Source organism: Clostridium tagluense (assembly GCF_003865095.1).
GTDB lineage: Bacteria > Bacillota > Clostridia > Clostridiales > Clostridiaceae > Clostridium_AD > Clostridium_AD tagluense.
Map to the genome: position 1 here is coordinate 1 of NZ_BHYK01000003.1, position 24124 is coordinate 24124.

A 24124-nucleotide genomic window follows, 5' to 3' on the forward strand; every position below is an offset into this window, starting at 1 on the left:
CGTATAAATAATCGTATTCTTAATGATTATAGAATTCATTCTTTACGAATACATGGTAAAAAACGTTATTCATTTATGACTATGATTGCTGGAATTAATATTCATCTAGATGCAAGGCTTAAAGTTTCAGGTTTTAGTATTTTAAATTTATTAAAGTAGCTGTTTGACAATTGAATGCTTTTTTCTAAAAATTCCTGCATCGTGTAGGCTTGTTTGCTATGCCTATTTTTATTCCTAACTGCTCTCTGAACATAAAATTTATAGCCTTATAATGACTCTATACAAAATCAAGTTTTACATGTTACTTTCCGTGACTACTCTAATACTATTACAATCATCGCCCCAAAAGAAAAGCCTAAATATCTGTACATTCTTATATTTTTATTCATAAAGTCTTCTGATATTTTAATTTGTTTTTTTAAATTTGCAAGGGTCAATGAAAATATATTGATTTGGCCTTCAATATCAGACTCTCCCAAAGTTTTAGATAAATCCAAAATAACATTTATATCATCAGAGTTTAGATATATTCTACTTTTTATTAGATTCATGGCACTGTTCATTGCTTCATAAACATTTTCATAGTTATTGCCTGATAATAATTCACTGGTTTTATTAAAAAGCTCCCCTATCGGCTCTTTGCTTTTTTGTGCTACACTTTTAAATGCATCCGGCAAAAGAGCATGTACATAAGTTATTTCATTTTGTAGTTGATATATCGCTCTTTGAACTTCATTTAGTTGAAAAACCCTATACTTTAACCTTTCACTATATATAAAACCAGCTATAGTTGAAGCAGTTACAATCACAGCACATGCAATTATTTTAATCATATTATGACCTCCATATATCTGCACCTTTAGTAAAATCATAAATGCGTTCTATTGTCCCAATACCTTTTTTGTTAGAAAGCACTATGCCTCTTGAAAATACGTAATTTTCCATGATATCTTTAAAAACCAATCTTTTATACAGGTCTTCAATTCCAAAGCCATGAATAGTTGTAATTAAACTAATACCAGAATTTAATGCCATTAAAATACTTTCCATATCATTTTGAGTACCAATTTCATCACATACAATGACATCAGGTGACATACTTCTAATTGCCATCATAATCCCTTGGCTCTTGGGACAATTATCTAGTACATCCGTTCGAATGCCCACATCCATTTGTGGTATGCCTTTAAAAGAACCTGCTATTTCAGACCTCTCATCAATTATAGAAACATTTTTACCATTAAAATTTTTATTTTTATCCCCCTGGGATATATGCCTCGTAATATCTCTAAGTAAAGTTGTTTTTCCACATTTAGGAGGAGATATAATAATTGTATTGTGTACTGAATTATTGTGCGTAATATAAGGCATTACGCTGCCTGCACAACCAATAATTTCTTTACACGCTCTTATGTTTATAGATGATATATCTTTAATAGTTTTTATGCTATTATTCTCAATAACACAAATTCCACATAGTCCAACTCTATGTCCACCTTTTATAGTTATATATCCTTGCCTGATTTCGTCTTCAAAAGCATATATTGAGTAATTGCTTATTCTCTGCATTATATATTTAATATCTTCAGTCGTTGCAATATAGTCCCAAATTTCTTCAATATTCCCAATATGTGTAAATATAGGCTTGTTTACTTTTATCCTAAGCTCTTCAAGTTCCTGTATTTTATTAACCTGTTCTAATTTACTCCTAATAGTCATAGGTAATATTTCAAATAAATCTTTTGTAACTAAAATTTTTATCACCCTCTCATATATAATTTCTATTATAGGTTACTGTAAAATATTCCATATAAATCTAAAAATTATTAGCTTGAACCATTCATTTTACATAATATATGTAATAGGTCTCCAAAAAAGAATAAAAAAAAAGAACCAAATTGGCTCTTTTTTAATATATAATCTATAGCTTATACTCTTAGCATGTAGTCACCATTTCTGGTATCTATTCTTATAGTTTCACCTTCATTAACGAACATTGGAACTTGAATTATTGCTCCTGTTTCAACAGTAGCTGGTTTTGTTACACTTGAAGACGTATTACCGCGAACACCTGGTTCAGTAGCTGTTACAACTAGTTCTACAAAATTTGGAGCTTCCACTGAGAAAGCCTCATTCTTGTAAAATTTTATTACAGCAAACATGTTTTCTTTTAAGTATTTTATGGCATCTTCAACTTTTTCGTAGTTAAGTGGTATTTGTTCATATGTTTCTTGATCCATAAAGTAGTATAATCCATCTGCTGCATATAAGTACTGCATTTCTTTTCTTTCTATAACCGCTTCTTGTAATTTTGTAGTTGGATTAAAGGTTTTTTCTGTAACCCCTTGGTTAATAACATTTCTTAACTTAGTTCTAACAAAGGCAGCCCCTTTACCAGGTTTTACATGTAAAAATTCTATTACTGTGTAAACTTGTCCACCTTCATCAAATGTAGTTCCTTTTCTTATATCTCCTGCTGAAATCATTAAGTATCCCTCCAAAATTCATTGTTAATTCAATTAACCCATTATATTATAACCTTATTAGATATATTAATACCAATTTCTACAATTATATTGTAGAAATCTTTTTATCCCAGTAAATTTAAATTTGACCCGTTTATAATTCAAATTTCCCTATGTAAAAATCGCTTTAAAATTTTTCTTATAATCTCAGTAAATGTAAACATTACAGTGGAACAATGTTATTTTATCAAAACTTAATGATATTTGCAAATATAATTATATAATATTTAAATATTCTTTATCTTTTTCATAATTATACCACTTAATCATCTTCTTGAGGCTGAAATATTAAGGTTCTCACCCATAATTTACTTGTTTTTCTTAAAATCAATACTTATAGTTGTAGTTTTAGATTCCTTATTAATATTAATACTGTTTATGCTTAAAAGACTCTTGCTTTCATTTAAAGAATATAATGAAGTATTCAATAATTTTATATCTCCCCTGTAATCTACTTGGACATTACATTTCTCCTGTCCTATCATATTTATAGTTTTCACTCCAAAATCACTATTTTTTCCTATAAGTTCCAAAATGTCACTGTATCCATATTTTTCTACCGCCACAGGGTTTTTATCCACTTTAATATTAACTAGGGCTTGGTTTTTAATATCGTTAAATTTATGCGCTACAAAGATAAGTTTAAAAGACAAAATCCCCATTATAATTAGTAAAATAAATAGAATCCATTTAAATTGTCTGTTTTTATACATCATTATACCTATAATATAACTTTAAAGTTAAACTTCCCTTCATTTTTAATGTTTGGAGTTAATTTTTTAATTGAATATTTATCTTCTATAAGTCTTACTACACGAATATATTCCTCATAGTTATTAACTTCTATATCTATTTCCAAATTATCTTTTGTTATATTAATATTCTTGTAGGTGAAATTATTATTGTCAAAAAGCTTGCTTATTTCTTTATGCTTTTCAATAATAATTTTATCTTTTCTAGCAGTTTCTATAATATTAACAACTTTATTTTCACTAGCTTTCTCGCCAGCCACATCTTTTATTCCATTAGAAATATTAAATATGAGGCTTATCAAAATAATGTTTACTATTAAAACTATTTTAATACATAATTTAACTTTTTTGTTCCATATTTCACTTTTTCTATCTTCGTACCAATTTGGAATGAATGTTTTTTTCACCATAACATCTACCCTTTTATTATCATATATTTTAGCAATTGTTCCCTTTTTAAATTTTCTAATATTTCCTTAGGCAATGTAAGATATTTGAACTCTTCTATATTTAACCCTTCCACATTTACATAATATATTTTTTTACATAGTTTAGCATAGTCGTTGTACTTATCTAAAAACTCATTCATTGCATATGAAAATTTAAACAATAGCAAATCCACAACCCTAACAATAGTATTAGCCACAATTTCATCATTATTACATATTATGAAGTATAAAATATCATTGTAATAAAAAACCAATATATAGTTTTTCTCATGTATTTTGTTACAATAGTAATTTTTAAAACAAAACTGAATTAAGTTTACTTTTTTTAAACTGATATTATTATCAATGGAGCTTTCTAATAGGTTTAGCTTATTTCCACTAAGGCAAAAAACTAATATTTCCATATTAAACTTATCTTTTTTAATAAGCTTATAGGTAAATGAAATATGCTCTATGTCTTTATAATAATATCTTAGTTCATTTTTAATCAAATCATTAATTAGATGTTTTCTCACCAGCGGTAGGGTTATCATTTTAATATATACTGTCTCCCCCTCAACAAGAACATATAGATTTTTGTTCTTTATATCCATTTCAAAATCTTTTATATTGAGAGTATCCTTATAATATGTATTTCCGTAGGCTATAGTATTAACTCTATTTAATATTCTGTTTTTAGAAAATCCTATGCCTGAAATTCTTTCTGCGGAAACTTCTAAAAGCATATTCCTTCTAAATTTCATTTTTTCCACCACCATTTATTGTTATAATCAATTATTTAAAGATCCAGCCACTTGCCCAGGGGGTTGCACTTTATACTCTGTTTTTATAAATACCATATGAAAACTTTCACCAATAGCTTGCAATTCAAAGTAATCATTTCTATTTGCACCATACTTGTAAGGTGTTGTAAAAATGAACTCATTGCTTTTATTAGAATAGTTCACCTCCGCTTTTTCATACTTTACTATGTAGCTTTTAGAATTGTAAAAAAACTCATTTATTCCTTTTTTTATTTCTTCTTTATTTTCATTAATATAAGTAAAAAATAAAGTCATTAGGTATTCACTATACCTTTGATATTCATCCTCTTTAAGTAGATATACTTTAGTACTTTTGGAATACTTTACTTCTGACAGTTGAATGTCAAATATATACATCATTATAGTTAAACAAATAATTCCTACTAAAGTAATATAAACCATTATAAATCCCTTTTTAGTTTGCATTTTCTATTGCTAAACACCTCTCAATGCTTTGACCATTACGCCAGGTAACTTTAATATAAAGAGTTTTTCTGGTTCTTCTGGCCACAAAGCCTTTTACATCATCTATAATTACATTTTTATGGGAATTTTCTACAGGTGTAATATTCTTTGTACCATATAATATATAAAGATTTCCATTGATACATTTTATGTAATTTATAGTGATTCCATCAGAATAATTTATTTTAATAATATTATCCTCAGTTGTTATTGTACTTGCATCCTCATTAACTTCTTTTTCTATTATTGCTATGGCTTCGTTTAAATAATTAAACCCTTCATTTTCTAATACATTATTTTTATAATTTTTCAAATAAGAGATAAGCATACTATCTAAAGCCCCCACCATTAAAAATACCAAGCCCATAACAATTACTATTTCTATAAGTGTAACTCCACTTTTTTTCATTTATGATCACCTTTATAGAAATTACACTGTAATTCTATAATATTCTTTGGACTCCCAGAATGTAATGATAACCTTAAAGTGTATACCTTAAATTCACATTTTAAAAAGCTCAATTCTATATAGGGCTCCGCACGTATTGCTTTCTCTGAAAACACGTCCAATACTCCGCTTTGAATTTTATTCAAAGTCATATTTTCCTTATTTACAAAAACTCTGTTATTTTTCTGTAACCCTTCTAACCCCTCAAAGGTCATAGAATATATAATATTGTTTTTAAGGCCCTCCATTATGGTTACATTATTATTTACAGTTTTAATATCTTTTTTTATATTATGAGAAATTAGGTCAAAGGACATCATGCAAATGAAAATGGTAGAGAATATTCCTAGGCTACATAGTACCTCCAGCAATGTAAATCCTTTTTTACTTATTGATTTTGACATATGACGTACCTACTCTCATTGTAATTTCCTGTTCTATTGAATTATCATCCTTTAATATTATTGTGCATGCATCATTACTAAAACCATCTTTATCAATTTCAATTTTCCCATTTATTCGTCTACCTTGAACTTTATATAAGGTTATCCCCTTTGTGAATGCTAGTGTTTTTACTGTATTACGGTCATTTTCTAAATTCATTTCATTTTTTCCTATATCAAAAGTTATTTTTGCACTACAAGAATTTTCTCTACAATACATCTTTGAATTATTAATAAAACCTACTGTTGCATTGCAATAATAATCTAAATCCACTTTATTTTTTACTGATTTATGAAATCTTAGAGAAATAACGCTAAAGCCTGCAATCATACTCATAATGGCTATAACTAATACCATCTCAATTAATGTAAATCCCTTACGCATAATTTCACCTTCCTTATTAAATCATCACCTGTGGTGATGAACAGCAACATCGCTGATGAAATGTACCAGAGGTGCTGAGATGTCTTTAAAATTTGCCTGCGGAGTCCATAACGCTTAGCATTGGTAGCATAACCGCTAATATTATTGTACCTATCATAACTCCTAAAAATATTATTAAAATTGGCTCTAGTAGTGCAGTAGCTTTTTCTACATTTTCCTCTGCATCTTCATAGAAGATGTCTGCAGCTATTAAAAACATGCCATCTAAATTACCGGTTTCTTCTCCTATTTTCACCATAGCCACAAAAAATTGTGGAAATAGGTTCATTTCGTTTAAACAGCTTGATAAATCTCCCCCTTTTTTAATGTCACTTGAAACTGTTTTAAATTTTAGCTTAAAATATCTATTTCCAATAATATCATTGATTATTTCAAAAGCTTTTAAAAGACCCACCCCACTAGTTAGCAATATATTAAGCCCTCTAGTAAATCTTGTATAAATGAGACGTTTATATACTGGGCCTAATATTGGGCAAATAAATTTAAATTTGTCAAAAGCCATCTTGCCCTTTTCTGTTTTAAAGTATTCTATAGAAATAAAAATCAAAGTTAAATTTATCATTAAAATCCATAAAAAATTTGCTCCTAAAAAATTACTCATCCCTAAAACCACTCTGGTGATTAATGGAGTTTTTGCATGGAAAGAATTTAAATTTGTAATAAATACGGGAATTACTTTTATAAACAAAAAAAATGATATAATTTTTAATGTAACAAATACTGTGCAAGGATAAATCATTGAATTCGTAATTTTTTTTAACAGCTTATGCTCTTTTTCATAATACCCTGCCAATTCTTCTAGAATTATATCTAGCTTCCCACTCTCTTCACCTAAATAAATCATATTTATCATAAACTCTGGGTATACATTTATGGTTTTTTTCATACTTATATGCAATGAATTGCCCTTTTGCACATTTTCCCTAATGCTTAGGAGACTCTTTTTTATTGACTTATGTACCATTTGTTCATAAAGCAAATTAAGAATGTCACATATAGGAATCCCTGATTTAATACATATTGAAAATTGTCTGCAAAACATAGATATAGTTTTCAAATTAGGTTTAGTAGAAATTTCAGTTATTTTTTTTATATTCCTACACTTTATTAAAAATAATTTTTTTTCGCGTAATTCAAGTGCTAAATCTTCTATACTATCACTGCAGGTAGTACCTTTTATTGTTATTCCATCGAATGTTTTGGCCATATATTTAAATTTCATATTATATTTCACCTATCACTAATTATCTTTTTCAAAATTGTAGCTATAAGTAGCATTTATAAATTCTTCTATGGATGTTACACCATTGCGCACTGAAGCCCTGCAAGTCTCCATAAAAGAATCTGATTTCTTTTCATTGCAATATTTCCAAAGCTCATCACTTATGCCACTTCTTGCTATAATAGATTTATGAACATTATCTAATTTTAGTAATTCATATACCACTGTTCTACCTTTATATCCAGTTCCATTACATTTATTACACCCCACTCCTTTATATATTTTCTCTCCATTATTAAATCCTAAATGCTGAAATTCGTCATTCATAGTCTCATATTCCATTTTACAAGTGGAGCACAATTTTCTTATTAATCTCTGAGCAAGTACTACAACTAATGAATCTGCAACTAGATATGATGGAATACCCATGTCTATCAGCCTGGATATTGACGTAGTTGCATCATTTGTATGAAGACTTGTTAATACTAAATGTCCCGTTATTGATGCCCTCACAGCAATTTGTGCCGTTTCTTCATCTCTTATTTCTCCAAGCATTATTATATCTGGATCTTGCCTTAAAATACTTCGGAGCCCAGTTGAAAAAGTAAGACCTGCTTTATTGTTTACGTTTACTTGATTAATTCTAGGCATATTATATTCTATTGGATCTTCTATGGTAACGATATTTTTACTTTTACTATTAATTTCATTTAGCAGTGCATATAGTGTTGTTGATTTTCCGCTTCCTGTTGGTCCTGCAACGACAATCATTCCATGGGAAAGCTTTAATATATCCTTTAAAATCATAACTTTATCGCAGCTAAAGCCCAATGAGTCTAAATTTATAAATCTCTCTAACTTGTATAAAACTCTTATAACTAGCTTTTCTCCATACATTGTTGGCAGCGAAGATACCCTAAAATCATAGTCTATTCCATCAATATTTTCAGTTATTTTTCCATCTTGTGGAATTAATTTAGTGGCTATATCCATGTTTGCCATTATTTTTATTCTTGTACATAGTGATTTATATACGTTACTTGGAATTTGATTTATCTCATTTAGAATACCATCTACTCTCATACGAAGTATGGCAAAATCCTTAAAAGGCTCTAGATGAATGTCACTAGCTTCTGCATTTACGGCTTGCTTTAAAAGGGAATTTGTTATTCTTATAACTGGTGCATTTTCAGTAGAAAATTCTGAATGTGCCTCTTCATTTTTTTCACTTTCCTCTAGCATATATTCTTTTCTCATTTCCTCCACTGCCACATCCACAATTTGTTTTCCATAACAGTTTTCAATCGCCTGGTTTATATTGTTAGACAGTGCAAAAAATATTTTTATTTTTTTGTTTGTTATAAATTTAAGTTCATCAATAACTTTTATTTCAAATGGATTTGAAAAAGCAACATGTACTTCATTACTATTATCATAAAAAGGTATTAACCCGTATCTTTCCGCTACCTCCCTAGATATTAGTTTAAAGGCTTGATTTTTTTTACTATTAGATTCAAGCTCCGTATAATATATGTTAAAATCATTTTCTAATATTAAAATAAGCTGATTTAGATCTATTTTTAAGTCTCTTAAAATTATTTGCTCTTCACTACAACCTCTTTTAAATGAGTCCTCTTTTATCTGTATATGTTCTTCCTCTGTAATTAGGTTTTTGTCTAATAATAATTGGAGTAAATTTTTTTTCATATTATTTTACCTTTTCTAATATTTGATTTTCATAGGATATCCTTTTTTAATTTTTGTCCACTTTCACAATTTTATTCACCTTTTAGGTCAGAAATTTTCGACAAAATAAAAAACAACTGTACTATTGTTAAATAGACAGCTGTTTTAAAATTAATTTAGAAAAAATTCACCTTCAAAGGTTATTTCTGCTGGTCCTTCCATTAGAACCTCATTTTTAGCAATCTCTACAGTAATTACTCCACCGGGAACCTGTACTTCTACCTTTTTATCAATATATCCTAGTCTATTTGCTGCTACTACAGATGCACAACTACCAGTACCACAAGCTAATGTTGGTCCTGCACCCCTTTCCCAAGTTTTCACCCTTATCACATTTCTTCCTACTATTTCACAAAAATTTACATTTGTTTTTTCAGGAAATAGGTCGAGATGTTCAATAAATTTTCCTTCCTCAACCTGATACTCTTCCTGCTTGCCAAAAACAATAGTATGTGGCACCCCCATAAACATTGAAGTAATATAATACTCTTTATTACTAACCTCTATCTTTTTATTAATTATTTCTGACTTAGATAAAGCAGGAATACTACTGGGATTAAAATTATATTTTCCCATATTTATATTTACACTTTCAGCGAATCCATCTTTAATGCATATATTGGCTAGCTTTACACCATCACCAGTTTCTATTTTCATATTTTCCTTTTGCACATATTTCTTTTCAAAAACATATTTAGCAAAGCATCTTATGCCATTTCCGCACATGGATGCATAAGAACCATCCGCATTAATAATTATCATCTGAATATCTGCTATATTACTTTTTGTAACTATTAAAATCCCATCTGCACCTATTCCAAAATGCCTATCACAAAGTTTTATAGCCAGGCCTTCCAAATTAGCATATTTGCCCTGAAAATCTTCAATAACAATAAAATCATTTCCCGTTCCCTGCATTTTTGTAAAATTTATAATTTCCAAATAGCTCCTCCTTTTTGCAATACAACTAGTATGACTTTTCAATAATTTTCTTTAATGGTATAATATAAATATAACTTAACTTATTAATATTATATTATATAATGTATTATTTACAAAGCATAAGTGCATAATTTTATAAAGTTTTAAAGATGTTTCAGAAGGAAAGGGTGATATGTATGGCATTAGATGGGATTTATTTATCTAGCCTCATTGAGGAAATAAAAGATGTTATTATAGATTGCAGAGTTGATAAAGTAACCCAACCAGAAAAAGATGAGATCATATTAAGTTTTAAAAAGAATAGAAAAATATATAAGTTATTAATAAGTTCAAGTTCAAATTATCCTAGAATTCATTTTACAGAATTTAATAAAGAAAACCCAGCTCAAGCACCTATATTCTGTATGGTTTTAAGAAAATATTTAAATACTGCCACAGTTTTAGATGTAAGACAATTAAACTCCGATAGATTGTTAATTATCGACTTTAAAAGTAGTGATGAATTAGGCTTTGATAGCGTCTACTCTTTGATAATTGAAATAATGGGTAGGCATAGTAATATTAGCTTAGTTCGTACCCGTGATAATTTGGTTATGGATAGCATAAAACACGTTACAGCAGATGTAAACACTTTTAGAGTTTTATTTACTGGTGTAGAATATGCATACCCTCCTATTTCTACAAAACTAAATCCTTTTAATTTTACTTATGAGGAGTTCTATGAGTATATAACCACTAAAGAAATTCACTACGCTGAAAAATTCTTTACAGGTACTTTCACAGGAATAAGTTCTAAACTCTCCTCTGAACTCTTGTATAGATACTCTTTTGAGCATAAAAGTTTTGATTTAGAACATGCTAAACACATTTATGATTTTACAGTAAATATGTTTAAGTCACTATCTAAAGATACTTTTTTAGCTTCCTATACTGTGAAAGGTAAACTGGAAGATTTTCATTGCGTTAAGCTAACCTCTTTAAAAGATTGTGAATACGCAGAGTATGATTCACCATCTAAATTAATAGAGAATTTTTATTTTCAAAAGGATAACCACGATAGATTAAATTCTAAAAGTGCAGGTCTTCAAAAAATAGTTCATAATAACATTAATCGTTGTGATAAAAAAATAAAAATACTTAAAGAAACCTTAAAAGAATGTGATACTAAAGGCGCCTATAAGTTAAATGGCGAACTTTTAACTGCAAATATATACTCCCTTAAAAAGGGTGACAAGTTTGCTAGTGTAGTTAATTATTATAGTGAAGATGGAGCCTTTGTTAAAATAAAACTTGATGAAAATAAAACTCCCTCACAAAATATTCAGTACTACTTCAAAAAATATAACAAATTTAAGATAGCAGAAGAAATGGCCCTAATTCAAATGAATCTTACTGAAAATGAATTAAAATATCTTCATTCTGTACTTACTAACATAATAAATGTAGAAAACTATAATGGAATTGAAGATATTAAAAATGAATTAATAGAAACTGACTATATTACATTTAAAAAACATAATAAAGGTAAAAATAAAAAGGCAAAGCCAACAAAGCCTATGCATTTTGTTTCAAGTGATGGAATAGATATCTATGTGGGTAGGAATAATATTCAAAATGACTTTTTAACATTAAAACTTGCTAATAAAAATGATATGTGGCTTCACACAAAGGATATCCCAGGTTCCCACGTTATTATTAAAAACTTTGGTGATATACCTGAAAACACACTACTGGAAGCTTGCAACTTATCAGCATTTTATAGTAAATCTAAGGATTCTTCTAGTGTACCTGTTGATTATACAGAGGTGAAAAATGTAAAGAAGCCCTCAGGTGCAAAACCTGGAATGGTTATTTACTCTACAAATAAAACTATGTATATAACGCCTAGCGAAAGCACTTTAAAAAGGGTTGAATAAAAAATATGATATTATCTTATACCCTCACTTATAGAATCAATGGGTGCATTTTCGAGGTGTATATATAACAATTAACACTTAACATTTTAGCAATAGAAAAAGCAGAGGGTTTAAACACAGCCTTCTGCTTATATTTTTAGATATTGCCTTTAACTTATCTTTTGTATCTGTGCTTGCTCAGGTAAATTTTCTTTTAGAATAGTAATAACTTTATCGTAATCACTCTTTTTAAAATGAAATGTTTGCTCCATAAACCCACCTGCTAACTTAACCTTTATATCCTTTGAACTAATTACAATAACTTTTTCAATTTCATTCCATAATATAATCTCTTTATATCTATACATTGATATGAAACCTTTTGAGTTAATTCCTTGTTTAATCCATATGCTTACAAACATAACAATAGCTAACACTCCTATTACATAATGAACCCAGGCATTCGCATAAAAATATATAATACCTATGAAAATAATCACACAAAACAATACAGTAATAATTTCTAAATACGTTTTTCTTGTTGGCATTATTAATTCTTTCATGTATCTTAACTGTTTTAAAATAATCGCAATAAAAGATAATGGAATAATAATATTAAAAATACTCATTCAACCTCTCTCCTTCACAAGTAATTTTAGTTGTTAATATTTAGTGTTCCTTTTATTCATGTCGTAAGTTTTTACGACTATGAAACAACTTACAGACATATTGTACCATTTAATACCATGAAATAACCTTCATTCATCAAAATATAAGACAAAAATAAGAGAATGAATATATGTATAATATATCCATTCTCTTATCTTCATTTAGAAATTCTCATAACCCTTCCGCAGTAACATGCATAATAGTATGAGCTTTCTCCAAAGTGACTTGCAATAAGAAGCGCAGTAAAATTTCACGTTTTAAGCTCTTATTGCAAGGCACATAGGAGAAAACTCATAGGGATACACTCTTACTCTTCCTTTTTCTTTCTAGGTATTTCTTTTATATATTGGTAATAATAACATAAAAGTCTTCCATTATATAATTTCCTATTTTTATCTGCTTTCTTTCCAAATTCCTTCTGAAATTCACCGTTAGCGGTTATGACAAAGCAGGACCATTCATTTAGACTCTCATACATCTCTCCAAAATCAATATGAAGTTTTTTTACTTCTGCTGCCTCTCCTATTCTCTCTCCATAAGGTGGATTTGTTATTATAACTCCATATTTCTGCCTAGAGGTAAAACTTTGCATTGGTATTTTTTGAAATTTTATAAAGTCCTTAACTCCTGCTTTTTCCGCATTAGCTATGGCTGTTCTAAGTAAACTTCCATCAATATCTGAAGCCAATATTTCAATTTCATTGTTATTTACAGTTTTTCTTGCACCTTCACGTACTTGCTCCCATATATCAGTCTCAATATTTGGCCAAGTTTCACTAACAAATTTTCTATTTATCCCTGGAGCAATGTTTTTCGCTATAAGGGCTGCTTCTATGGCTATAGTTCCAGAACCACAAAGTGGGTCAGCTAAAACTCTTGAACTATCCCATTTACTTATTAGCACAAGGGCTGCAGCTAAAGTCTCTTTAAGTGGTGCCTCGCCAGCATATTCCCTGTATCCTCTTTTATGTAGTCCTACACCTGAAGTATCTACGGATAGCGTTACTATATCCCTTAGAATTGCAACCTCTATCTTATACTCTGGTCCCTCTTCTGAAAACCACTCACTATCATATTTTTTCTTCATAGACTCAACTACTGCCTTTTTTACTATGCCTTGGCAATCTGGCACACTGTGAAGCTGTGATTTTACAGATTTACCTACGATATGCATATTACCGTCTTCTGGTATTAAATTGCCCCAATCTACGGCTAAGGTACCTTGAAATAGCTCTTCAAAAGACAAGGCCTTAAATTCAGCCATCTTTATAAAAAGTCTTTCTGCTGTTCTAAGCCAAGTATTGCATATAGCAATGTCCATTTCATCGCCTTCAAAAGTTACTCTTCCATTTTCAACCTTTAAATCTTCGTATCCTAGTGCTTTTAGTTCTTTTGCTGTTACTGCTTCTATTCCAAAAGTAGTAGTGGCAATTAAAGTATACATCATATATTATCGCTCCTATTTCTTCTTTTCTTTAGTCATCTTAAAAAAATAACTAGTCAGTATGCTAGTTACTCATTTAAGATACTTTATTGTTAGTATCACTCATATTATAATATCTCTATTTCTTATTATTGTCTAGAAATTTTAAATTTCAATCTAAATAAAAATAAAAGTGCCAGAATTAAATCTGACACTTATTTTAAAAAATTATATTAATTATCTCCTGACTTACTCTTTTCAGGTAAAACTAAGTTCAGTATTATGCCCACCAAGGTTGCAAGCGCTACCCCTGCAATCTCAAATTCTCCACCTGCAAATGGGAACTTAATACCTCCTCCACCAACACCTAAAACTATTATCACTGAAGCAATTATAAGATTTCTCTTTTTACTAAAATCAACTTTGTCTTCCACAAAAATTCTAAAACCAGAGGATGCAATTATTCCAAATAACATAACACTAACTCCCCCAATTACTGGAAGTGGAATGTTTCCTATTACTGCTGAAACTGGTCCTATAAAGGATAATATAATTGCTATTATTGCAGCTCCTCCAATTACCCAAACGCTGTAGACCTTTGTGATTGCCATAACTCCTATATTCTCACCATAAGTGGTATTAGGCGGCCCTCCTACAAACCCTGCAAACATTGTAGCAATTCCATCTCCTAGGATTGATCTATGTAGACCTGGATCTTTTGTGAAGTCACGGCCACAAACATTACTTGTAACATATACATGACCAATATGTTCGGCAAGTGTTACGAAAGCCACTGGTGCCATAAGCATAATAGCATTTATGTTAAAGGTTGGCAAAACAAAACTTGGTAATGTAAAAAATCTAGCTTTACCTATTTCCTGTAGAACTTCCTTTGGAATTACACCAAGTAACATAGAAAGTGCATATCCAATTACCATTGCAATGAGTATTGGTACTACCCCGAAAAATCCTTTGAAATACATAGTACCTATTATAGCAATTGCAAGTGTTGTCATCGATACAAATATCCATACGCCTCTAGATACACCCTCAAGTGCTGGTGTTGTAAAGGATGAATTTAGCCCTGCCCAATTTATTGCAACTGAAGCGAGACTAAGTCCTATTACAATTACAACAGAACCGACCACCACTGGAGATAACATTCTATCTAACCATTTGGTTCCTGCAAATTTAATAATTAAAGCTACAATTACATATACAAACCCTGCTGCAATAATTCCTGATAACATAGAACTTTGGCCATATGCTTTTGTGGCCACACCCATAGGTCCAATGAACGCAAAGGATGACCCTACATATGCAGGAAGCCTAGCCTTTGTACATAAAATATATAGTAACGTTCCCACCCCACTACAAAACAGTGCAATTGAAGGACTAAGACCTGTAAGCATTGGTACTAGTATAGTCGCTCCTACCATAGCAAATAAGTGTTGGAAGCTTAATGGGAGAGTCTTCATGATTGGTAATCTTTCATTAACATCTACAATATTATTCATTTGTTCCTCCTTTTAGTCTCGCTGGACTATTTTAAAAGATTATTTATCTTCTTCGAAGCTATTTATCTTCTTCGAAGCTATTTATCTTCTTCGAAGCTATGCATCATCTTCGAAGCTGAAATGTTGTTATATCTCATATATACTTACTGAGTCAATTTCATCAATTTCTAAAAGCTCCACAGAAATCATTTCTTTTCCTGAAGTAGGTATATTTTTCCCTACATAATCTGCTCTAATAGGTAACTCTCTGTGTCCCCTATCTACTAAAACGGCGAGTTGTATCATTTGAGGCCTACCGCTAGCTATTATGGCATCAATTGCAGCTCTGGCAGTTCTTCCGGTATACAGTACATCATCTACCAAAATTATTTTTTTACCTCTTACATCTATACCTAGTTCTGCATTGTTTAAAACCGGTTGCTCATTTATAGAGCTAAGGTCATCTCTATATAAAGTAATATCAACACTACTTACGGCAATTTTAGTTCCTTCAATCTGCTCTATTAAAAGAGCGATTCTTTTTGCAATTGGTACTCCTCTTCTTTTTATCCCCACAAGGATAATATCCTCTATACCCTTATTTTTTTCAATAATTTCATGTGCTACTCTTGTCAATGTTCTTTGTATAGCTTTTTCATCTAATAGCACTGATTTAAATTCCATATACTTTGCCCCCTATTAAATAATAATTATTTATTTTCATTTTTAAAATATAAAAAAGCCTCTACCATAAAGGTAAAGGCATACTATACACATAATAGTATTGCTATCATTATCCTTATGTTCTCTCTGGAACATTTAAAGGCATAACTATTTAATTTAACAACATATTATCACATATTATGTTCTATTTCAACTCATTTCTTAACTTGATTATAATTTTTTCAAAATAATTTGGAAGAGGTGAAACAAATTCCATGTACTTCTTAGTACTTGGATGTATAAATCCAAGCATTTTCGCATGAAGGACCTGCCCTTTTAAATTAAAATGCTGCTTTTTAAATCCATATATCAAATCTCCTACTAAAGGATGTCCTATCTTTGCCATATGTACTCTTATTTGATGAGTTCTTCCTGTTTCTAAGTTACATTCTACTAATGTATGACTTTCAAACCTTTCTATTACTTTATAGTGGGTAATAGCCTTCTTGCCACTTTCTACTACTGCCATTTTTATCCTATCTTTAGGGTGCCTTCCAATAGGTTCATCTACTAAGCCGACCTCTTGCTTAATTATACCTTCTACAAGAGCTACATAACTTCTTGTCATTGAATGATCTTTAAGCTGCTCCGCTAAAGAGTTATGTGCATTATCATTTTTAGCTACTACAAGGGCTCCAGATGTATCTTTATCGATTCTATGAACTATTCCTGGCCTTAGAACACCATTGATGCCTGATAGGTCCTTGCAATGGTATAGCAGTGCATTAACTAAGGTGCCACTATAATTTCCTGGCGCTGGGTGAACCACCATATCCTGTGGTTTATTAATTACAATTACATCACTATCTTCATATATGATGTCCAAGGGTATATCTTCTGCCACAACGTCTAACTCTGTAGCCTCTGGAATGGATAAAGTGATTGTTTCATCCACTTTTAATTTGTAATTACTTTTTCTCATTTTACCATTTACAAAGGCCGCTCCACCTTCAATTATTCCTTGAACGTATGACCTGGATTTATTTTCTAATTCATTAGAAATAAATACATCTAATCTTGTACCAACTGAATCCTCATTAACTTTATACTCAAAACTGTCCATTTATACCTCATCCTTTACTATAGAAATTGCCAAAATCAAAGTACCCACAACTACTAACATATCTGCTATGTTAAATGTCGGGAAATAATATATATCTTTGTAATGAAGTAAAATGAAGTCTACTACATATTTATAAAATAATCTATCATATAAATTTCCAAGTGCTCCACTTATAATTAGTGCAAAGCTTATTCTCAGGAATTTTGATTTTGGTTTATATTTAACAATATAATATATCATTCCTGATATAACAAGTAGAGTAACTAACGCTAGCAATATGGTTTTGTTTTGCAAAATTCCAAAGGCTGCTCCTCTATTTTCTAAATATTCTAATCCGAAAAAATCTTTAATTAATATAATTCCATTATTATCTTTTAAAGAACCAAGGGCCCAAACTTTAGCTAATCTGTCCAATAGCAAACCTAAAAAAATAATTAATAGTTCCATACCCTTCCCCCTACAGATAGGCATATATTGCAGGAATATGTTTTTTACCTAAATATCCCTAAACTCATTCAATGCAATATATGCTTTTTTATTCTGCCTAATTTAAAATATTGTTTGAATTTAACTTTTTTAATCTGGCAACTGATTTTTATATTGAGCATTACTTATTTTCTCTATAGGTTCAACATAACCACCTTCATCGTCATCATCGTAATACTCAATAATGTCATCTAATTCATTAAAACGGTCTACTACCATATAAGTATCTTCAGAATCTATACCTACTTCACCAGCACTACTACTGTATCTAAAAGGCATGCCCATTACATCTTCCTCAACTGGTCTATCGTTTTGCTGCGCTGGTTTTTTATCACCAATGGATTTTTCGCATGATACACAGTTCTCTGCGTAAGGTATAAATTCTAATCTTTCCTCAATTATATCATTACCACAACTCTTACATTTCCCATAGGTATTGTTTTCTATGCTCTTTAATGCATTTTGAATCTTTTTAATAATTGACATTTCATTAGCCTTAAGTGCTAACCCTTTTTCTATATCAAAAATTTCAGTGGCAGTATCTGAGGGATGATTGTCATAAAATGATATTTCAGAGGCTATTTCACTGTTAGAATTTGCAACTCCATTTTGTTTAAGTTGATTAATGAGACTTTGAACTCGTGACTTCTCACTTATTAATCTTTTTTTAAAATATTGAATTTTTTCATCTTCCATGATAACAACTCCTCTAGTTATTAATATAGTAGTAATATCAAACTGATAAAATTCCTATAGGTTTATGTTTTCTCATGGAGTGAATTTTATTACACATATTTAAAATTATTTTAATAATTATATATCTTAGTCCCTAAACATCCCATCAAATTTCCTTACATTTTTCACTATTTGACCTACGGTATCTATTGACACTGTTTGCCTTGCGTCAGATATAGCCTTGTCCGGAGTAATATGACTTTCAATCATTAATCCATCCGCACCTGCAGCTATTGAAGAAAGTGACATCCTTGCTACTAATTCACGCCTACCAGTCCCATGGCTTGGATCAACAACTATTGGAATGCGATATTTTTGTTTAATTGCAGCAACACTACTTAAATCTAGTGTATTTCTTGTGTAGGTATCAAAGGTCCTAATACCTCGCTCGCAGAGAACAACATTTTCATTACCATTTGCCATAATATACTCTGCCGCATAGAGCCACTCGGGTAAAGTTGCACTCATACCTCTTTTTAATAAAATAGGTGTTTTTAATTTTCCAACCTCTTTGAGTAAACTGTAATTGTACATATTTCTAGACCCTATTTGTAACATATCAGCATACCTTAGAACTAAATCTATGTCCTTTGAATCCATAACCTCTGTCACTATTGGCATATTAAATTCATCGCCAACAATTTTAAGTGTTTTCAGTCCTTCTTCCATGAACCCTTGAAAATCATAGGGTGAAGTTCTTGGTTTAAAAGCTCCGCCCCTTAATATATGCACACCTATTTTTTTTAAACCACTTGCTATATCATGCATAGTGTCATAACCTTCAACTGAGCAAGGCCCTGATATTATTACTTTTTCTTCTCCACCAATAACTATGTTTTTAACCTTTACCAATATATCTAACCCACTATTTTTATGAACTAATAACTTTTCCATATATAAGACTCCTAAATTAGTTTTAACATATTATTTAAAATTTTCGTGGAATTCTCCACAGCAATATCCTTGAATTTTTCATACTCCATATGAGCTCCATTACTTGCATTGTCTGATATTGATCTAATAACAACAAATGGGATTTCATTTAAATAGCATACTTGAGCTATACTTGCCCCTTCCATTTCACAAGCCAAACATTCAAACTCAGAATTAAGCCATTTTATTTTATCAATGTTTGCAATAAATTGATCCCCTGACACAATTCTTCCCACAAAATAATTATGACCACTTATATCTTTGCAAGCTTCTATTGCGTGATCTATTAGTTTTTTATCACATTTGAAATCAAAAGTATCCAGCCTCGGAATTTGTCCTATCCTATCACCAAATGCAGAAGTATCAATATCATGTTGTACTAAATTATTCGCTATTACAACATCTCCAGGGTATATATTATCGACGGTTCCTCCTGCAATACCAACATTTATAACATAATCCACCTTAAAATCATCTATTAATATTTGAGCACAAACTGCAGCATTAACTTTTCCAATACCACTAGTAACTATTACTACATTTTTATTATGTATAGTGCCAACACTAAATTTCATATTAGCCTTAACCTCACTTGTTTCAAGCTCCATATCTCTAAGTAAAAATTCAACCTCTTCACTCATTGCTCCAATAATACCTATATTCATTTTTTATTCCTCCTTGATCCTCTATGATGCAGATAACAAATACTTATTTGAAAGTACCTAATGTATTATATCACATTTGCGACATAAAAAATCTCACCCATTGAGTGAGATTCCTATGTTTTTAATCTTTTGCAAAAAAACTTTTTATTTCTTTCATCTCATTGTTATGAAAATCTTTTTCATCAATGTTTTTTAATGTTAATTTTGAATATTCTGAGGTTTCAGTATTTTTTTCGCCCATTTTTTTATCCTCAATTTCATTACCCACATTGTAACTCTTAAAATAATCACTTTCTAAACCATCAAACATCTCAACTTGACAATTCATAAAATTCCTAAATTGCGTTCTAAACTTTGCAAATTCTTGCTTAGTTCTATCATATTCATCATTTATCTTAAGTACATCATCATGAGCTTTCTCTAACATTCTTTGAGAAGAATCATTTGCACTTCTGATAATCAATTCCGACTCCTTTTGAGCAGAAGACTTTGCTTGTTCCGCAGCATTTTGAGCCAGCACCAAAGTGTTTTGAATTGTAGATTCTATTTTAACATGATGATCTAATTTTTCTTCTAAAAAGCTGTTTTTTTCTCTTAGGTTTGAATTTTCTTTGTACATAATTTCATATTCTTCAGATACTTTATCTAAAAACTCGTCAACTTCATCCGCATTGTATCCTCTTAAACCCTTTTTAAACTCTTTATTATTAATGTCCATGGATGTCAATCTCATTTTTTCCCCCCCTTAATTATGTATACTGCTTTATTGCAACTTTTAAACGGTCCTTTTGAGTGCTCCCTATAATCTCTGCAACCACTACCTTGCCGTATCCTCTAATAGTTATGGTATCATTACACTTTATAATCTTATCTTTTTTTAAACATTGAAAATAATTCACTAATATTTTACCCGTGGATATAAGCCCCACTGAATTATTTCTTGAAACATTGCATATAGCTGATACCATGCCATCAAGGCGAAGTGAGGTAGCTATAATAATTTTCTCTTGGAATTGACCCTGAGGAAGGTCCTGTGATGTATAAGGGTATTCATTAACTTCACATGGACAATTGCCTATATCATTCAAATTACTAATTATATAACTACTTATGTCACTACAGACTGGCACATAGCATATTTTATCTCTAATTATTAAGTCCCCTAATTTTTCTCTTTTAATTCCTAGTGACATTATTGCACCTAAATAATCCTTATGCTGAAGGGTTCTAAACTTCGAGTTATTACTTATTTTCAATAAATTTATGGGATATGTTAAAGGAACGCCTTCGGATGAAAATGCTAACATTCTTCTGTCGGATTCTTCAAATATTCCATTTGCAAACGATTTTATTTTATAATTTTCACATAGGACTAAAATTTGATTCCATACAATTGGTGATAAAAAATCATTAGTAAATATGATCTTATTTGTTTTTTGCGCTATTTGCATTTTATTAAATATGTTAGAAATCAAATTTTTATCTTCATGATTTATACTATTTAAAAAATAGTTCTTATCCATTTAACTCATTCCTTAATTTAATAATTCAATAAACCAAGCACTATTGATTTTAACATCATCAAAATAAAAAGTGCGATTATTGGTGAAAAATCTACCATTGTATTGCCAAAATATTTATCTTGAATTTTTCTACCAGGCTCAAGTAGAGGACCTGTAATCTTATGCAATAATTCTATATATTGATTTGTACCCCTATAAACCCAAGATAAAATCACTTCGATAAATATTGCACCCTGCAGTACATCAAAAATTAATTCAAAAAATCTATAAAACAAATTTTATAACCTCCAGTATTTCTCTAATTATTTGTTCCAATTAAAAATTCCTTTTGAACTTAACTCATTTTTTAATTCGTTGTCAACCTCTACATTAGAAGGGGATAATATATATACTCCTTTTTCTACTTGCTGAAGATCTCCACCTAAAGAGAAACAAGACCCTCCAATAAAATCTAGTAATCTTTGACCAGTTTTAGCTTCTAGTCCTGTAGTATTAACTACAACAATTTTTCTAGACTTCAAGTTATCACTAATTGTAGTTGCTTCATCAAAATCTTCTGGTTTAATAATAACCACTTTTGTAGATGCTGTAGTATGAATATTGACTACTTTACTTTGCTTTTTGTTTGCAGTCATCAAGGATTCAATCTCCATATTATCATCATCTTCAGTCTCCATTTCTTCAATTTCATCCGTTGCATCCTCTGCCATACCTAAAAAACCCATAACCTTGTTTATTACTTTACTTGCCATTGTTATCCCTCCAGTTTTTTATAATCTCTTCTCCCAAATATTTTCTCACCAAGCCTTATCATGTTGGATCCTGCTTGTAGTGCAATTTCAAAATCTCCACTCATACCTAAAGATAAAAATTCCATGGAAACATTTTTATATTTAAAAGTTTTTAGATTATCAAACATTCTTTTCATCTCGTTAAAGTACATCCGGCAATCTTCTACATTGCCAATTGGGATTGTAGCCATTAAGCCTTTAACTTTTATGTTGTTACACTTCTCGCAGGCTTGTATTAGAGAATCAATTTCCGAAGCAGCTATGCCAGTCTTAGCATCTTCTTTTCCTATATTAACTTGAATTAAAACGCTGGCAATTTCATCTTTAGCCCCGTATTGCTTTTCAATTTCCTGCAATAAGCGTATGCTATCTAAAGAATGAATAAGATGAACTTTTCCAACAATATATTTCACCTTATTCCTCTGTAAATGTCCTATGAAATGCCATTTAATGTCTTGTTCTAGGCTATCATGCTTTTCCATTAATTCTTGTGCTTTATTCTCCCCAAAATCTCTAGCTCCAGCTGCATATGCTTCTTTTATTTCATTGATTTGTCTAGTCTTAGATACGCATATCAATTTTACATCTTTTGGGATTTCATTCTTCAAGTCCTTATACGCTTCACTAATTCCCAACTCGCCTTGCCTCCCTGCGGTTCTAATGGTATAACAGAATTATTAATTGTTATCTCCCATTTCTAGTTTATTTCTTCATTGAAGAGAAAAATCCCTTCATTATTTTTATATCAACTTAAATTATATTATTTTTCTTTATTTATAGCATCCATGTATAAATACTTATATTTACCTGTATATGCTAATATTTTTATATCATCTGACTTAATAATGTTAATTTTAACTTGTCTAAACTTTAACTTTTTTATATAGGTGGACTCTAATGTTAAATAATTATACAAAACATCTTTATTTCCTATGGCATCAATATAGAATGGGACTACTATCTTAACTCCATTCAAATCAATAGGCGCACCATTACATAATGCATAATTATCATAGACAATTCTTTGACCATTAACAGAAATTGCTTCTGCTCCTGCACTTCTGAGGTCATTTATCACTTGCATAATATCACGGTCATGAATTAACTGTTCAGTACTATACTCATTAATATCACTGATACCATCCTCTAATGTGATTTTAATCCCAGTGCCCTTAACATCACTCTTTCCTAAGATAATATTGTTTTCACTAACTTCATTTTGAATTTCTTCTAAAACTTTATTTTTTTTCACATCACCACTATCATATTTTTTAAGCTTTGATGTGGAATCAAAGTATTGCTGCTTTAAATTATTTAGTTCAGAATATAATTTACTTCTCTCATTATAGGCTAAATCATATTGCTTTACATCTAAAAAATTACGGTTCCCTTCAAATCCAAGATTCATAGCTATAAGAAGTCCTATTATTATTGACGCAATAAAAACAAATATAGTAGCTTCATTATTTTTCATTTAATCAC

Annotated in this window: 29 protein-coding genes; 1 reads left to right on the plus strand and 28 read right to left on the minus strand. The window is 30.2% G+C overall.

Translation table 11 applies throughout. The features are described from left to right. Positions 1 to 314 precede the first annotated feature (314 nt). The 13 genes from spoIIIAB to dapF form a co-directional block, all read right to left on the minus strand. Entirely contained in the window at positions 315 to 833 is a 519-nt protein-coding gene (gene spoIIIAB / locus Ctaglu_RS02715; protein ID WP_124997838.1) for a stage III sporulation protein SpoIIIAB, read from the minus strand. Position 834: 1 nt separating this feature from the next. After that, a complete protein-coding gene (gene spoIIIAA, locus Ctaglu_RS02720) occupies positions 835 to 1755 on the minus strand; it encodes a stage III sporulation protein AA (RefSeq protein ID WP_267901256.1) in 921 nt (306 codons plus the stop codon). Between the two features lie 173 nt (positions 1756 to 1928). Next, positions 1929 to 2486 carry an elongation factor P gene (efp, locus tag Ctaglu_RS02725; protein WP_124997840.1) on the minus strand — a complete coding sequence of 186 codons (558 nt, stop codon included), beginning with the start codon at positions 2484 to 2486 and terminating at the stop codon, positions 1929 to 1931. Positions 2487 to 2833: 347 nt separating this feature from the next. After that, a complete protein-coding gene (locus Ctaglu_RS02730) occupies positions 2834 to 3178 on the minus strand; it encodes a hypothetical protein (protein ID WP_207669443.1) in 345 nt (114 codons plus the stop codon). A gap of 68 nt (positions 3179 to 3246) precedes the next feature. Beyond that, entirely contained in the window at positions 3247 to 3687 is a 441-nt protein-coding gene (locus tag Ctaglu_RS02735) for a hypothetical protein (protein WP_124997844.1), read from the minus strand. A gap of 5 nt (positions 3688 to 3692) precedes the next feature. Next, on the minus strand, positions 3693 to 4469 hold the full coding sequence (locus tag Ctaglu_RS02740) for a hypothetical protein (RefSeq protein WP_124997846.1): 777 nt from the start codon (positions 4467 to 4469) through the stop codon (positions 3693 to 3695). Between the two features lie 27 nt (positions 4470 to 4496). Beyond that, the gene (locus Ctaglu_RS02745) at positions 4497 to 4955 is read right to left on the minus strand and encodes a hypothetical protein (RefSeq protein ID WP_124997848.1); all 459 of its coding nucleotides are present in this window, start codon (positions 4953 to 4955) and stop codon (positions 4497 to 4499) included. Next, positions 4945 to 5403 (minus strand): hypothetical protein, encoded by a 459-nt coding sequence (locus Ctaglu_RS02750; protein ID WP_124997850.1) that lies wholly within the window; start codon positions 5401 to 5403, stop codon positions 4945 to 4947. Before Ctaglu_RS02750 ends, Ctaglu_RS02745 begins: the two co-directional genes overlap by 11 nt. Then, positions 5400 to 5846: a prepilin-type N-terminal cleavage/methylation domain-containing protein gene (locus Ctaglu_RS02755; RefSeq protein WP_124997852.1), complete on the minus strand. Its 447-nt coding sequence runs from the start codon at positions 5844 to 5846 to the stop codon at positions 5400 to 5402. Before Ctaglu_RS02755 ends, Ctaglu_RS02750 begins: the two co-directional genes overlap by 4 nt. After that, the gene (locus Ctaglu_RS02760) at positions 5827 to 6270 is read right to left on the minus strand and encodes a type II secretion system protein (protein WP_124997854.1); all 444 of its coding nucleotides are present in this window, start codon (positions 6268 to 6270) and stop codon (positions 5827 to 5829) included. Before Ctaglu_RS02760 ends, Ctaglu_RS02755 begins: the two co-directional genes overlap by 20 nt. 85 nt (positions 6271 to 6355) lie before the next feature. Beyond that, positions 6356 to 7552 (minus strand): type II secretion system F family protein, encoded by a 1197-nt coding sequence (locus tag Ctaglu_RS02765; protein WP_124997856.1) that lies wholly within the window; start codon positions 7550 to 7552, stop codon positions 6356 to 6358. Positions 7553 to 7570: 18 nt separating this feature from the next. Further along, positions 7571 to 9259, minus strand: a complete 1689-nt coding sequence (locus Ctaglu_RS02770; protein ID WP_124997858.1) for a GspE/PulE family protein — start codon at positions 9257 to 9259, stop codon at positions 7571 to 7573. 150 nt (positions 9260 to 9409) lie between these two features. Next, positions 9410 to 10231, minus strand: coding sequence for a diaminopimelate epimerase (dapF, locus tag Ctaglu_RS02775; protein WP_124998337.1), 822 nt, complete (start codon positions 10229 to 10231; stop codon positions 9410 to 9412). Positions 10232 to 10416: 185 nt separating this feature from the next. Here dapF and Ctaglu_RS02780 point away from each other — a divergent pair, with 185 nt between their 5' ends. Beyond that, a complete protein-coding gene (locus Ctaglu_RS02780) occupies positions 10417 to 12156 on the plus strand; it encodes an Rqc2 family fibronectin-binding protein (protein WP_124997859.1) in 1740 nt (579 codons plus the stop codon). Positions 12157 to 12305: 149 nt separating this feature from the next. On the opposite strand, the gene Ctaglu_RS02785 is transcribed toward Ctaglu_RS02780, so the two are convergent. From Ctaglu_RS02785 to Ctaglu_RS02855, 15 genes are all read right to left on the minus strand, one after another. Continuing rightward, positions 12306 to 12764, minus strand: coding sequence for a PH domain-containing protein (locus Ctaglu_RS02785; RefSeq protein ID WP_124997861.1), 459 nt, complete (start codon positions 12762 to 12764; stop codon positions 12306 to 12308). Positions 12765 to 13111: 347 nt separating this feature from the next. Beyond that, positions 13112 to 14251, minus strand: a complete 1140-nt coding sequence (locus Ctaglu_RS02790) for a THUMP domain-containing class I SAM-dependent RNA methyltransferase (protein ID WP_124997863.1) — start codon at positions 14249 to 14251, stop codon at positions 13112 to 13114. A gap of 209 nt (positions 14252 to 14460) precedes the next feature. Continuing rightward, complete coding sequence (uraA, locus tag Ctaglu_RS02795) at positions 14461 to 15744, minus strand: uracil permease (protein ID WP_124997865.1); 1284 nt, start codon at positions 15742 to 15744, stop codon at positions 14461 to 14463. A 126-nt stretch (positions 15745 to 15870) separates the two neighbouring features. Further along, positions 15871 to 16407, minus strand: a complete 537-nt coding sequence (gene pyrR, locus Ctaglu_RS02800; RefSeq protein WP_124997867.1) for a bifunctional pyr operon transcriptional regulator/uracil phosphoribosyltransferase PyrR — start codon at positions 16405 to 16407, stop codon at positions 15871 to 15873. 184 nt (positions 16408 to 16591) lie between these two features. Continuing rightward, a complete protein-coding gene (locus Ctaglu_RS02805; RefSeq protein WP_124997869.1) occupies positions 16592 to 17509 on the minus strand; it encodes an RluA family pseudouridine synthase in 918 nt (305 codons plus the stop codon). Further along, on the minus strand, positions 17510 to 17956 hold the full coding sequence (gene lspA / locus Ctaglu_RS02810; RefSeq protein WP_124997871.1) for a signal peptidase II: 447 nt from the start codon (positions 17954 to 17956) through the stop codon (positions 17510 to 17512). Between the two features lie 129 nt (positions 17957 to 18085). Continuing rightward, positions 18086 to 18691: a TraR/DksA C4-type zinc finger protein gene (locus Ctaglu_RS02815; protein WP_124997873.1), complete on the minus strand. Its 606-nt coding sequence runs from the start codon at positions 18689 to 18691 to the stop codon at positions 18086 to 18088. 126 nt (positions 18692 to 18817) lie between these two features. After that, complete coding sequence (gene aroF, locus Ctaglu_RS02820; protein ID WP_124997875.1) at positions 18818 to 19624, minus strand: 3-deoxy-7-phosphoheptulonate synthase; 807 nt, start codon at positions 19622 to 19624, stop codon at positions 18818 to 18820. A gap of 11 nt (positions 19625 to 19635) precedes the next feature. Next, positions 19636 to 20328: a 5'-methylthioadenosine/adenosylhomocysteine nucleosidase gene (locus Ctaglu_RS02825; protein WP_124997877.1), complete on the minus strand. Its 693-nt coding sequence runs from the start codon at positions 20326 to 20328 to the stop codon at positions 19636 to 19638. Between the two features lie 121 nt (positions 20329 to 20449). Next, a complete protein-coding gene (locus Ctaglu_RS02830; RefSeq protein WP_124997879.1) occupies positions 20450 to 21061 on the minus strand; it encodes a DivIVA domain-containing protein in 612 nt (203 codons plus the stop codon). A gap of 16 nt (positions 21062 to 21077) precedes the next feature. Further along, a complete protein-coding gene (locus Ctaglu_RS02835) occupies positions 21078 to 21851 on the minus strand; it encodes a YlmH family RNA-binding protein (RefSeq protein ID WP_124997881.1) in 774 nt (257 codons plus the stop codon). Positions 21852 to 21868: 17 nt separating this feature from the next. Further along, the gene (locus tag Ctaglu_RS02840; RefSeq protein ID WP_124997883.1) at positions 21869 to 22126 is read right to left on the minus strand and encodes a YggT family protein; all 258 of its coding nucleotides are present in this window, start codon (positions 22124 to 22126) and stop codon (positions 21869 to 21871) included. A 27-nt stretch (positions 22127 to 22153) separates the two neighbouring features. Then, positions 22154 to 22603, minus strand: a complete 450-nt coding sequence (locus Ctaglu_RS02845; protein WP_124997885.1) for a cell division protein SepF — start codon at positions 22601 to 22603, stop codon at positions 22154 to 22156. A gap of 2 nt (positions 22604 to 22605) precedes the next feature. Then, a complete protein-coding gene (locus Ctaglu_RS02850; RefSeq protein ID WP_124997887.1) occupies positions 22606 to 23277 on the minus strand; it encodes a YggS family pyridoxal phosphate-dependent enzyme in 672 nt (223 codons plus the stop codon). 125 nt (positions 23278 to 23402) lie between these two features. Then, entirely contained in the window at positions 23403 to 24116 is a 714-nt protein-coding gene (locus Ctaglu_RS02855) for a DUF881 domain-containing protein (RefSeq protein ID WP_124997889.1), read from the minus strand. Positions 24117 to 24124: the final 8 nt, after the last annotated feature.